Annotated in this window: 10 protein-coding genes; 6 read left to right on the plus strand and 4 right to left on the minus strand. The window is 57.8% G+C overall.

Annotated elements, in window-relative coordinates:
• Positions 1–771 precede the first annotated feature (771 nt).
• Entirely contained in the window at positions 772–2,262 is a 1,491-nt protein-coding gene (locus OHL22_RS10995) for a GDSL-type esterase/lipase family protein (RefSeq protein ID WP_263336914.1), read from the minus strand.
• A 202-nt stretch (positions 2,263–2,464) separates the two neighbouring features.
• Positions 2,465–5,272, minus strand: coding sequence for a cytochrome P460 family protein (locus tag OHL22_RS11000; protein ID WP_263336917.1), 2,808 nt, complete (start codon positions 5,270–5,272; stop codon positions 2,465–2,467).
• Between the two features lie 312 nt (positions 5,273–5,584).
• Here OHL22_RS11000 and OHL22_RS11005 point away from each other — a divergent pair, with 312 nt between their 5' ends.
• The 6 genes from OHL22_RS11005 to OHL22_RS11030 all read left to right on the plus strand — a co-directional run bounded on the left by OHL22_RS11005 (position 5,585) and on the right by OHL22_RS11030 (position 11,554).
• A complete protein-coding gene (locus OHL22_RS11005; protein WP_263336919.1) occupies positions 5,585–6,322 on the plus strand; it encodes a DUF4230 domain-containing protein in 738 nt (245 codons plus the stop codon).
• 352 nt (positions 6,323–6,674) lie between these two features.
• On the plus strand, positions 6,675–6,884 hold the full coding sequence (locus tag OHL22_RS11010; RefSeq protein ID WP_263336922.1) for a DNA gyrase inhibitor YacG: 210 nt from the start codon (positions 6,675–6,677) through the stop codon (positions 6,882–6,884).
• Positions 6,877–7,482 carry a phosphatidylglycerophosphatase A family protein gene (locus OHL22_RS11015; RefSeq protein ID WP_263336925.1) on the plus strand — a complete coding sequence of 202 codons (606 nt, stop codon included), beginning with the start codon at positions 6,877–6,879 and terminating at the stop codon, positions 7,480–7,482. The genes OHL22_RS11010 and OHL22_RS11015 overlap by 8 nt, the downstream gene beginning before the upstream one ends.
• A 59-nt stretch (positions 7,483–7,541) precedes the next feature.
• On the plus strand, positions 7,542–8,594 hold the full coding sequence (locus OHL22_RS11020) for an NHL repeat-containing protein (protein ID WP_263336928.1): 1,053 nt from the start codon (positions 7,542–7,544) through the stop codon (positions 8,592–8,594).
• 19 nt (positions 8,595–8,613) lie between these two features.
• Positions 8,614–9,867: a competence/damage-inducible protein A gene (locus OHL22_RS11025; RefSeq protein ID WP_263336930.1), complete on the plus strand. Its 1,254-nt coding sequence runs from the start codon at positions 8,614–8,616 to the stop codon at positions 9,865–9,867.
• 31 nt (positions 9,868–9,898) lie between these two features.
• Positions 9,899–11,554 carry an alpha-N-arabinofuranosidase gene (locus OHL22_RS11030; protein WP_263336932.1) on the plus strand — a complete coding sequence of 552 codons (1,656 nt, stop codon included), beginning with the start codon at positions 9,899–9,901 and terminating at the stop codon, positions 11,552–11,554.
• Positions 11,555–11,594: 40 nt separating this feature from the next.
• Here the strand turns inward: OHL22_RS11030 and OHL22_RS11035 are convergent, their stop codons facing one another.
• Together OHL22_RS11035 and OHL22_RS11040 are read right to left on the minus strand one after the other, a co-directional pair.
• On the minus strand, positions 11,595–12,383 hold the full coding sequence (locus tag OHL22_RS11035) for a tetratricopeptide repeat protein (RefSeq protein ID WP_263336935.1): 789 nt from the start codon (positions 12,381–12,383) through the stop codon (positions 11,595–11,597).
• A 5-nt stretch (positions 12,384–12,388) separates the two neighbouring features.
• The gene (locus OHL22_RS11040) at positions 12,389–13,171 is read right to left on the minus strand and encodes a hypothetical protein (protein ID WP_263336939.1); all 783 of its coding nucleotides are present in this window, start codon (positions 13,169–13,171) and stop codon (positions 12,389–12,391) included.
• Position 13,172 lies beyond the last annotated feature (1 nt).

Below are 13,172 nucleotides of genomic sequence, written 5' to 3' on the forward strand. Positions count from 1 at the left end.
CTCAGTCGGGCATTCTTATGAATGTCCATTCGATCCTCCGAAGATTCCTAGTTGCTCGTCACAACCAGCTTCTCCGGTCCAAATCGAATGGACAACCTCCTGAAAGATCACAGGTGCCCCATCTTTTCCGCGTCCTGTGCGGAAAGGGTGGGATAGCGGACAGCCGCAGTACGCAACCAGATTCGTGCAAAGCACGAACCCCGTCACCATCCCCGTCATGCCCAAAAGTCGCCTGCCCTGGCTTCGGAATACAAATCTCTCTTTCGCGATCTAAGATTCGCGTATCCGCCAACCGGCAAATTGCTCCACAACCCCGCCGGGTGCCCCATATCTCCCGCACTGCCGGCTTACGCGCACGCCGATTGCATCTTGCGCTGCACCGATTGCACTTTGCCGCGCGCCGATTGCATTTTGCTTCGCACCGATTGCACCGTGCACGCCATGGATTGCACCTTGTTTGCCATCCTCCAGCCCCGCAACGCGCAAATCCGTGCCGTCGGCAGGCCACCGTCTTCGTCGTCGATCCAATGCACAGACGCCAAATCGCGGAAGTGGCGCAGCCGCCAAAGCTTTGCCGATAATTATCCCCACTTCAGGCACAATGGAAGAGATCGCATCGCAACCAACACCCGCAAAACATGCGCCCGGCAATACACCGCATCACAAACCTACCGTCGAATTACCAGAAAATACACGACAACCCACCCCTGTTGCTCAGAAAATTAATTACCCCCTCCCCCTCTTTATCTCTTTTGTTTTCAGCAAACGGAGTTATGGTTTCACTCCAGCAGCCACCAGCGCATCCGCCCAAATCTGATAACCAGTCTCACCAGGATGCGTCCCGTCCGGCATCATCTCTTTCGTCAGCGTCCCATCCGGAGTAAGAAACTTCTGTCCTATGTCCACATAAGTCACCAGAGCATTCCCGGCAAAGTGTTCCGCCAGCAACCGATTCGTCTCCTTGATCGGCGCGCGCAGCGGACCGTTCGGATCTTCTCCACGCGGAAAGATCGCCATCAGCACAATGTGAGTCTCCGGCGACATCCGGTGAATCTCGTCGCAGATCACGCCAATCGCTTCCACAATCTCCTTCGGCGTGCTAGTCCGCGCATGAATCGATCCCGTCAGGTTGTTGGTCCCGATATTCAGCACAACCCACTTCGGATGCAGCCCATCGAACTCGCCCTGCCGTAAGCGCCACAGCACATTCTGCGTGCGATCCCAGCCAAATCCCATGTTCAGCACCTGCGCATCCCCAAACAGATGCTGCCAAGCCATCGCGCCCGCCACGCGCGAAGAAGCCGGTTCGCCGCCCCAGAAGTGCGTGATCGAGTCGCCAATCATCACCACCTCTGGATCCAGATGCTTCTTCACCTCCAGCTCCGCATGGTGCCGCGCATACCAGTCGTACATATCCTGCTCCAGCGAGCCCACCGGAATCAGCGCCGTGTTGATATCCGTCATCTGGTCCAGCGGCACGCGCGGATCATCGCCCATCAGCTTCGCCAGCGTAGGCTCAATGGCCTCAGCCATCATCCGCTGCCCATGCGTATCCGGATGCAGCGCCGGAGGATGATACGAGAGACGCGGATCGTAGAAGATGCTCGTGTTCAAAGCACCGTTCGCATAGAAGATCGATCCCACATCCAGATAAGTCACACGCGGATCTTCGCTATAGCACGTCGCCAGATACCGGTTGATCGCCCGGTCTTCCTCCGACTTCTTCTCCGACATCGCGCTCGGCAACAAGCCCATCAGCAGGATCTTCGTTCCCGGCAAGCGCTGCTCCAGATCGGCAATCACCGCATCAATCCCGGTCTCCGTCTGTTCCGCCGTCTCCTTGTAGACCCCGGTGTTGTTCGTGCCGACCAGCAGCACCGCCGTCTTCGGATGCAGCCCGTCCATCTCACCATGATTCAGCCGCCACAGCACATGCTGCGTCCCATCTCCGCTAAACCCAAGATTTAGCGCCTTGCGCGGCTCATAGAACTCATTCCAAGTCGGCTGAAAATTCTCATCCGGCGGATTCGCCTTGTCATAGTTGTTGGTGATCGAGTCGCCGATCATGAGCAGTTGTGCGTCTGGATGGGCCTGAACCTCCTTGAGAATCGCCTCATGCCGCGCTGCCCACCACGGCTCGCTAAGGCGATCCGTCGGAACCGCAGCTGGGTTGCTATCAGGATCCTGGGCAATAGCGCTACCTGAAACCAGCAACATCAGGATCAGCGCCGCATAGATACGGCCACGTAGTGTGCAATTCACGGCAGCATTATAGATTTCCGGGCTTCGCCTGCATCTCACGCACGAGAGGTGACCGGCAATCCTCTGGAACCCAATCCCGAAAACATTCGCGCCGCGCACTAAGCTGCCATGCAGAAAAGAGAGTTCACTCCTGCCTCATGAAACGGGCAAGCTCTGCACCGGAAGCTTAACTCGACATCCCTTCATCCCAAACGCGAGGCCCTCACTTCGTTGCCGAAGCGATCAGAAGCTTCCAGTTCTCATAATCGGTATTCTCGAGCGTTCCAAGCGAATTCGCCAGAAACTCCAGCCTCGCGGTAGCCGGTGTCTTCGTCTGGCCCCGGTCCGCGAGGAAGTACGGCGGCATAGTCTGTAAGTACAGCTTTACAGTCGCGTTTATGTTACCGGCATTCGCCCCCGCTGGCAGCGGAATCTCATACCGCACAATCGACTCGCCCCTGCCGGACAGATAGGCCGGATCCTTGAGCGCATCGCCCACCGGCCAGGTAGCGTGCAAGTACGGCTCCGGAATCTTCAGGTCCGCCGGACCCTTCAATGACCATCCTCTGGGAAGCAGACGGTTGTCTTTGATGTCGAAGTCCCGGCGCGTAAAGCTGGTGGTGAACTGGCCGTCTGCGTTCTTCGTCAGCTCCTCATAAATCTGCACCTGGTCCGAAGACCGGATCGGGTTGGTCTGGCTAAAGTGCGCCTGATACTTGCCTCCCGCAAAGGACTCCGTAGGCAAAACCTGCCCCGCAAAATTCGTGATCTGCCCCTTGTCGTTTGTAGCCCCCGAAGTGAAGAACGGCTTGCCGTTCATCGTTGCCTGCAGTTCCAGAAAAGCCCGTCGAAAGCCCACGCCACTCGGAAAACGATGTCCAGCCTTGTTCACCACTGTCACTTCGACGATCAGCTTGGAGTCCTGCACCTCCCACTTAGTCACGACCACAGCCGCGGTAATACTCTGCGCCTGTTGCACGACATTGTTGGAAGCTGCTTCAAGGTCCGTCGTCAGGCCCGTCATGTAGTCGGCCATCCGCACGCCCAGCACCTCATTGTTCCCCTCGTCGTTGACCGGCTGCTGGAACATCTGCAGCAGAAATCCATTTGTGCCCAGCAATTCGTGCCGCCGGTATCCCTCTTCGCGATAACGCACGTTCAGCTCGTCGGGCGTCGCCAGATGATCCGTAACCGGATAAGTCAAATCCTGCACAATCGCTATCCTGTCTTTGATCGAGGACGCGTATAGGTTGGTGCGTGCATTGATATATCCCGATGGCATATGACAGTCCTGGCACGTTTTCGCAGTCGCCCCCACCGAGCCGTACTCATCCCGGTAGTCGCTGTTAAGCCACTCCGGATAGGTAGCCTGTTCTACCGATGTCGTGTCCGGCTTGGGACTATCCACAACCGGCAGCAGAATCGTGTGACAGGTGCCGCACATCTGCGGAGACTGAATATAGTCGTTGTGTTTGGGCTTGATGTTCAGGCCGGTATCCATCGGATAAGTTGTAATCACATCGTCTTTGAAAGGACCGTTCAGCTCATTCGATGGAGTGATGTCGTAGACGCCATTGATGTGATGTTCCAGGAAGTAAGGCAGGCTTGCATCCTTGGGAGGCGCCATGCGGTGGCACACCTCGCAGCTGATGCCATCGCGCGCCAGCCCGCCATATTTGAATCCCTCGCTCGCAGGATCGGTGTCATAGACAAAATTGACATCAAAGTCCTCCTTTGGATGTTCCGCGGCAAAGCTCCTCTTACCCATGGCTCCATGGCACGTCATGCACTTGTCGATCACCCCCTGCTTCTGCGAATGCTCCTTCAGAAACGCCAGCTCGCTGTCCAGTTGCGAGTAGAAGACCGGGTCACGTCCGGCGAGCCCCATCGGCGACCAGCGCCATTCTCCGTACGGAGAGACGTTGATCGTCGGACTTGAAGTTGAGGTAAGCACCATCGCAGGTCCAAGACTAGTGTTGGTAAGTCCGCTATGGCAGCCCAGACACTGCGACGAAGTTACAAAGTCAGGCAGACTTTCCGAGGCTTGCATCCCCGCCGCCTTGGGCCTGGCCAAAACATCGTCAAGGGTCTCAGGAGGAAACTTCTGAATCGCCGGCGCGTGAATCGCCAGCAATTGCCGCGTCGGCGTGCGAAGCTTGGCTCCAAACCGGACCCCTTCGACATCTTCCTGGATCGCTGCGTTCTTCTCATGACTGGGGAAACGCGAAGGCTCAATAACTTCCTCGCCCCGCAGTGTTCTCCACTCGGAAAGCGAAATCCCGGATTGCTGAATGAAGTCAATCAAGCTCTTGCCATTGCCGCAGGTCGTCGGCGGCGTATCCGCACTGTCGGCCATCCAGCTGTTATCCACCCGGAACTGCAAAGGCCATCCCGGAGCACCTTCGATATTGTTCAGCGAAGAAAAGGTAAGCTGCCTTTCCGCCGAAGCGTGACAGCGAAGACAATAGAGCCCGTAACCGGCATTCGGATATTGAAACTTATTTGTGAACTTCATCGAGTTGGACGGCTTGCTGCCATTCCACACCTCGGCCCAGAACCAGCCATCCAGCGATGCTTTCGAATTCCGGATCATGATGGTCCAATCGTTCGAACATCCAAGGCTCTGCTCGGGAATATCTCGGTAGCGAGCTGCCGGAACAGGCGCGAATTGTTCCTTGATGATGACCGCTCCATCGGGGATATCTCCCTGACGGCCATTCAGCAGCCAATGGGAAACCTCCGGGGAATAGTAGATATGTACGGCGGGATGCACGATGGCCGCATTCCCATTCATCAACGGCCCGGTGTCGCGGACCCACTTATCCCGGCACCAGCCAAGCTTTCTGTAATCGAGAGTACTGAGATACTTAAGTACCTGCTGCTCAAACTGAAAAGGTTCGCCAGCCGGCATCGTCGCGGGAAGATGTAATGGCGGTGGAACCGGCTGCGCATCCGGACACGGATTCTGCGCTTCCTGCGCCCGCGCGGTAATTGCAAGGAACAGTACGACAATAGCTATAAGGACTCGCATGGCAAGCTCCCCGGCTGGTCAGGAACGAATCTATTGCGGGAGTATAACTCCCCTGTCAGATCGGCGTGAGTTCAAAAATAGCTCTTGAAAGTGCAAGAGCCGTCGGCGATGGATCACCGGAAGGCCCGATGCAAGCGGACAGCGGAAGTCTGAGGGAAGTAGAGATCGCTGTCAAGAAATAACCGATTGCACTTTGTTCGCCGTGATTTCCCTACCCGCCCGCTTCAAAGGCAACCTCATCCCCCAATCACTGGCTCCAATCCCTGGAGCCGCGCACATCGAGCGCGGATCGCACAGCGGAAAGGAGCCACGATGCCAGAACAGCTTGAGGAACAAGCCACGCAGTCCATCAGCCCCGCAGAATCCCGCATCCTCAACGACTCGCTCGCGGAGCCCTTTCCGCCCGATCCTCACGCACCGCGCTCGTCAGCGCAACCATCGGCAGCACCGCGCGCGCCGCGTCGTGGCCGCATGTTTCTCGCCCTCGCCATCGGAGTCATGCTTGGCCTGCTCGGCGCAGTGTTCTTTTCACTCGTCCTGGGATACCTGTTTCATCGCAATACGCAGCTTGATACCTCAACCCCAGCCATCGTCGAGCAGATACGTAAGCTCTCTCGTCTCGAAACCGTCGATTACTCCATCGACAAGATCGTCGAGGGCCAGAAGAGCTATGCCCTGCTGCCCAACTTCCTCACTGGCGACAAGCTCTTGCTCATCGCTCATGGCGACGTCGTCGCAGGCGTTGACCTTGGCCAGCTTCGTTCCACCGACATCACAGTCAACGGCCAATCCGTCACTGTGCACCTGCCTCCGGCGCAGATCCTGAGTTCGCGCCTCGATAATCAGCACACCCGCGTCTACTCTCGCGATACCGGCCTTCTCGCCACCGCCGACCCCGCACTCGAGTCCACGGTGCGTCAGGCCGCTGAGCAGCAGATCACTCAGGCCGCGCTCTCCGACGGCATCCTCAACAAAGCTCATCAGAATGCCCAGAACAGCATCTCAGCACTGCTTTACGGCCTTGGTTTCCATTCCGTAACTATCAATTGAAGCACGGCTCCGCCGCGTGAATAGTTGCGCCGCCAAGCCCGCTTGCCGGTTATTTCCAGCCTCACAGGCATAATCGAAACAGGAAAAAACACGTACTTCTATTTAGAACCAATCCAGATGAATCTCTTAGATCCCTATACCCATCCCGCAAATCGCAAATCATGCTGCAAAAATACGCAGCCAAAGCCTTGGTAATGTACGCTTATGAACCTTGCAATCAACCTCGCATTTCAAAGAAAATAAGGCTCTTATACCGCAAAATTTCCGCGAAAAGCACAACCGCCCCCAGCTGTTGCGCACGTAAGCTGCCAAACTAGACCTGCGATACCATGGAACAAGGAATTAGCCGTTTATGCCCGCGAAGAAGTCCGCCAAAACCAAGCCGCTACGCTGCCCCACCTGCGGCACGCTCGTCACCGCGTCCGCTGAGGATTTCCCTTTCTGCAGCGACCGCTGCCGTCGCATCGATCTCGGCAAATGGGCCATGGGTGTCTACAAAATCAGCAGCCCTGCGCTCGATCCCGAGCTCGAAGAAGAGCACGAAAGCGGTCAGCGTGGGTAAGTTTCTTGGCAGCCGCAAGCCCGATCGCGACGCCGTTGCTGCCGCCATGCGTGAAGCCGCGAAAGGCGGCTGGCCTGAACAACCTATGTGCTCCCTCAACCAGCGCCGCAGATTTTGGGCCTGGACTGTCGCAACCTTCTTCGGCGCTGGCTTCGGCAAACCCGGTCCTGGCACATGGGGCTCTGCCGCGGCCACTCTGCTCTGGACCATTCCTGCCCTGCTGCTGCATCTAACCGCTGCGCCGTTGGCGGCCCTCACTCTGGCACTAGCCGCGCTCGCCACAGTGCTCGGCGTACCCGCCGCCACCATCGCCGCCCGCGAAAGCGGCCGCAAAGACCCCGGCTTCGTCGTCATCGACGAAGTTGCCGGGCAGTGGCTCACTCTTCTCGCGCTCACGCTTGGCAGCGCCTACGCCCGGCTCGATGGCGCACACATTGTTCTCGGTTTCCTGCTCTTTCGCCTCTTCGACGTAACTAAACCTTTCCCCATCCGGAGGATCGAAAAACTGCCCGAAGGCTGGGGCATAGTCTTCGACGATCTCGCCGCTGGCCTGTATGCTGGTTTGGCGCTGTGGCTCATCAGCCGATGGATTCACTGAACCAGCCCATCGCTGAGTCGCTGACTACCAAAGGCGCATCTCATTCAACGGAATCCTTCATGCCCAGGCTCTTCAAACAGGCCGCTTCGTCACCGCAGATCGACGGTGCATTCCCTACCGCGGCATTGCCAGGTGGCGACGTGGAACTGCGCGGTGCCCATCTCGGCGCGCGTACCCTCGTGCCTCCGTCCGTAACGGTCGATGGAGTACGGGCGCATCTGCTCATGAGCCGTAGTGAGTCTCTCGCCTTTCGCGTCCCCGATGGCGCAGCCGTCGGCCACGTCGAGGTACGCAACGGAGATGGAACCGGAACCTTCTCGCTGCTAAACATTGCGCGCGAACTCTCCGATGGGCTGCATCCCGTCACCAGCCCTGCCGTCAGCCGCAGCGGAAACATCTACGCCACCATCTCAGGCCCGCGCGGCAAGCAGACACCGGTCTCCATCGTGCGTATCGGCCCAGACCGCGTAGGCACTCCGTTCGTCAGTGGCATCCTCAACCCCACCGGCCTGGCCTTCGATCCAGAAGGCGCGCTCTACGTCACCTCGCGCGCCGAGGGTACTGTTTATCGCATTGACGCTGGCGGAGTCGCCACTAGCTATGCCGAGGGCATGGGCGTCGCAACCGGTGCGGCATTCGACGCCGACGGCAATCTCTTTGTCGGCGACCGCAACGGGACCATCTTCAAGATCTCGCCAGGCGATTCGGGCACGGACCACAAGATCTTCGTCTATGCCACCCTTGAGCCAAGTCCGGCGGCCTATCACCTGGCCGTCGGCGCTGACGGCACACTCTACGTCTCAGCACCAGCACTCTCCTCCAATGACACCATCTGGGCCATTGATCGCGACGGAGCAACCGCAGCTTGGTATCGCGGCCTGGGCCGTCCGCAGGGCCTTGCACTCGACAGTCATGGCAACATTTTCGTCGCCGCCTGCCTGCATGGACAGCGCGGCCTGGTCCGCATTATGCCGTCGGGACATGCCGAACTGGCCCTTGCAGGCTACGACCTCGTCGGTGTGGCATTCTCGCCGCTGGGCACTACGGTACTCACCACCCATGACGCCGTTTATGATGTCGATTTAGGAGTACACGGGCTGAAACTCTTCTGATTTCCTGCCAAACGACCTCATGAAATGTGAAATCATCGCTGTCGGCTCTGAGCTTCTGACGCCCTACCGGCAGGACACCAACTCTCTTTACCTGACCGAAAAACTCAACGAGATCGGTGTCATCGTACATTTCAAAACCATTGTCGGCGATCGCCATCGCGACCTGGTCAATGCTGTCCGCGCGGCTCTGGCACGCGTTGACCTCGTTTGTGTCATGGGCGGTCTGGGCCCCACGGAAGATGACCTGAGCCGCGAGGCTGTAGCCGAGGCGCTGGGCGTTGAGGTGCATCGCGATCCGCAATTGATCGCGGCGCTGGCTGCTCGATTTGCCGAGCGCCGCATACCGATGCCTGAGAACAATCTCAAGCAAACCGACATTGTCGAGGGTGCAAAGGTCATTCCCAACGCCAAGGGCACTGCCCCCGGACTTTGGCTGGACACCAAGTTTGCCGGTCACCGCAAGCTGATCATCATGGTGCCTGGCCCACCAAGCGAATGCAAACCGATGTTTGCGGATGAGTGCATCCCCCGGCTGCGCGCCATCATTCCCGTGCGGCATATTGCCAAGCGTGTGCTCAAGGCAACGATGATTCCCGAGTCAACCGCCGATGCACTGCTTGCGCCGATCTACACGACCTACAAGGATGTTGAAACGACGATCCTTGCCGGCAATGCGGAGATACAGCTTCACGTCACATGCGCAAAGCCTGTTCTGGAAGAGGCCCAGATGCGCGTGGATGAACTGGCGAGCCGCATGGAAGAGGCTCTCGATCAGCATCTCTACTCATCGCACGGCGAGTCACTCGAACAGATCGTCATCTACTACCTTGAAATGAAACAGGAGACACTCGCGGTCGCGGAGAGCTGCACCGGCGGCCTGCTGGCGCAACGGCTCACCAGCATCAGCGGCAGTTCGCGCTCGTTTCTGGGTGGAGCAGTCGTGTACTCCAATGAACTGAAGACCGATTTTGCCAATGTTCCACATGAGCTGATCGAAGCTCACGGAGCGGTGAGCGCCGAAGTTGCCGAAGCAATGGCGCAGGGCATTCGCAGACGCGTGGGAGCGAGCATCGGTGTGGGCATTACAGGCATTGCAGGTCCTGGCGGTGGCACCGAAACAAAGCCTGTAGGTCTTGTCTACGTAGCCGTCAGCTACAACGGCAAGACAGAATCGATGGAGTGCAACTTCCGCGGTGACCGCGACCGCATTCGCCTCTGGGCAAGCCAGCAGGCGTTGGATCTAATCCGTAGAAAGCTGATGTGGCCACACTAAATTCGCTTGGCTTACCGCTGGAGTGTTTTTGATGAACCGTCGCAAGTTTCTATCGCATTCCGCTGCCGCCATGAGCCTTGCCTGCCTTGGGCGTCCCTCGGTGTGGGCAGCCGGAGCCGATGCGCGGATTGAAGTCTTTCTGGATGAAACAATCGGCCACATCTCGCCCGACATTTATGGCCACTTCACAGAACACATCGGTGGAGTTGTTTATGACGGTATCTGGGTAGGCGAAGACTCGAAGATTCCCCATCAGCGCGGCATTCGTTCAGCACTCGTTGAACACATGCGGCAGATCAAAGCGCCTGTCATTCGCTGGCCCGGCGGCTGCTTTGCCGATAGCTACGACTGGCGCGACGGCATCGGCCCAGCCGCAAAGAGACCGCGGCGCACCAACTTCTGGGAAGTGGATGGAGATCTGGCACGGCTCAAGGAAAAAGGCGCTCAGGTTTTTGAGCCCAATTCTTTCGGCACCGATGAGTTCATGCGTTTCTGCAAGCTCTGCGGGGCAGAGGCATACCTGGCCGCCAACCTGCGCAGCCTGCCCGCGCTCGTCTTCGATCAGTGGGTCGAGTATTGCAATTCACCGGTCGGCAGCACGACGCTTGCCGAGATGCGCGCTGCGAACGGCTCGGCTGCGCCTTACGGCGTTCGCTTCTGGGGCGTGGGTAATGAGAGCTGGGGATGCGGCGGAAACTTCGATCCGAAAGACTATGCCTCGGAATTTCGACGTTTCACGACATGGATTCCGCGCTACGGGGTCGACCTGCAACTGATTGGGTCAGGCCCGAGCGACAACGATACCGACTGGACGCATGCATTTTTCGATCAGATTTTTTCCGGCCCGCATGCGTATCACAACGATCAATTCGCCGGATGGTCGATCCATCACTACTCGTTCGGATTCATGCGCGACAAAGCTACAGGAAAGGTAGAACAGAGTGACGCTCTGCAGTTTGATCGCGATGGCTGGTACAACCTGCTCAATGACTGCGCATCGCTTGAAACCATCATGAACGATCACTGGGCCACGATGGAGCCATACGATCCGCAACACCATGTAAAGCTCGTGGTGGACGAATACGGACCGTGGCATCGCGAAGGGACGGAGCTGGACCCGACGCACCTCTTCGGCCAGCAGATCACCGTGCGCGATGCGCTCGGCACGGCGCTCACCCTGGATGTCTTCAATCGCAACGCGGAAAAGATTCTGCTTGCGACCAATGCACAGCTCATCAATAACATCAATGCGCTCTTTCTTGCTCACGAGGACCGCTTTGTTGCGACACCCAATTTCTATGTCTTCGCAATGTATGCGGCGCATCAGGGAGCAGATGCGGTACGTGCCGACTTTGCTGCGCCAAACATTCAGTACACGGCGAACGGAAAGCAGGCGAATCTCTGGAGCGTGAATGGCTCCGCGTCGCGCAAAGGCAATACGCTCACCATCACTGTGGTGAACACTGAACTTGACCGGCCGATGGAGACACAGGTTGCCTTGCGAGGCGCTTCGGCAAAAGAGGCGAAGGCTGAAACGCTTGCGTCTAGTGATATGCATGCGCACAACACTTTCGCTGACCCACAGACAGTTATGACGAAGAACCTGTCATGTTCGATCACGCAGGGCGGCGTAGCTCTGACACTTCCACCTGCATCTGTAAACCGGTTGGCAATCGAATTGACCTGAGAGTGCCAACGTCGCAGCGGTATCGCCTGATGGTGCAAAGCTACGGATCGCGATACTCACGGCGTTTGAGCTCGCGCATTGCTTGCTCGTGCCCCTGAAGCGCAGCCTGACGTATCCAGTGGCGCGATTGTGCGTAATCATGTTCGACGCCCTGACCTACGGCGTACAGATGTCCTAGCTGAAACTGCGCCTCGGCATTGCCCTGCTCCGCAGCTTTGCGATACCAGGCCGCAGCTTGCGCATAGCTGAGTGGCACGCCTTGGCCGAAGTAGTAAAGCTCCGCCAGCTTCTGTTGCGCTTCGGCAAAGTTCTGTGCCGCGGCCAGGCGATACCAACGCGCAGCTTCGGCGTCATCCGGCGCAACGCCTTCGCCCTTGCGATACATCAGGCCGAGGTTGTACTGTGCCCATGCAAGCTTGCTGTACGCGGCACGCTGGCACCACGTAAATGCTTCTTCAAAATTATTTGCACTGTAGTAGCGAAAGCTCACATTCGCTTGCGCGTAGGCGTGACCCTGTTCGGCTGCTTTGCGCTCCCAGTGCGCAGCCTGCGCCGGGTCTTTCGCAACTCCTTGTCCCTCGTCGTAGAAGATGCTGAGGATGTACTGCGACTCGGCATGTCCCTGTTCGGCAGCTAGCCCGAAACCTGCCGCCGCCTCATTAAAATTTCCGGCACGGTAGTCGCTGACGGCGCGTAGATAATGGTTGCTCGAAGCTGCATCGGCAGCATCGCGCCGCCCACGGGCAATGATACTGGCGCGCGTGGAATGCGACGAAAGCGCCGTGCCAGTTGGTACATGCTGCAAACCGGTTTTGTTGCTGTCTTCCATTCGCGCTATCTGCCGTGCGCCTTGATCTGGCGATCTATAAGATCGAATCGGCTTTGAGCTTCGACGATCTGGTCGCGGAGCTTAGTTGCAAGTTCCGTTAACAGATCACGATGTTCCTTCGCAGCATCCTCAGTCTCTACATAGAGCTGCGCTATTTCACTGGCCAGCAGTGTATGCTGCTCAACTTCCAACGCGGCGATATCGCGCTCTGCATGCTGAATCTGGCGCGTGATGCGTTGCAGCTCAGCGGCCGCGTTTTCTCCAGCCAGAGACGCATCGATCTCGCGATGGTCATCGAGTAAACGCTGCAAGGTGTCGATATCGCCGCGCTTGTAGGCCTGAATCGCGCGAGCCATCAGAAGCGTGAAGTGCTTCTGCTCTGCATCGTCGCGTGCAAAATCAGGGTGGATGCGCTTAGCAACTTCGCGAAACAGTGTCTTCAGATTCGATGGTGGTTCGAACTCTTCCTGTTCGTTCAGATCGGCAAATGCAGCATCGTGGCTCTCCTGCGCGCGCTTGCGAGCTTCTTCCGCGCGACGACGCGCAGCGTCGGAGTCGTAAAGATCCACCTCGCGTTCAACGATACGAGCTTCGATCTCGTCCAGCTCAGCGTAGAGCACACCGACTTGCCGAAAATAGCGGGCTTCAAATGCGCTCAACTGAGCACGAAGCTGCGCAAGCTCTGCTTCACGCTCGGCAAGCGCTGAGCGCACCGATGCGAGTTGCTCGCGCTTTGCAGCAAGAGCAGACTGATCTGGAGTTTGCTTGAGAATAATCTCGGCTGGCATT

The organism is Acidicapsa dinghuensis, from assembly GCF_025685685.1.
Classification (GTDB): Bacteria; Acidobacteriota; Terriglobia; order Terriglobales; family Acidobacteriaceae; genus Acidicapsa; species Acidicapsa dinghuensis.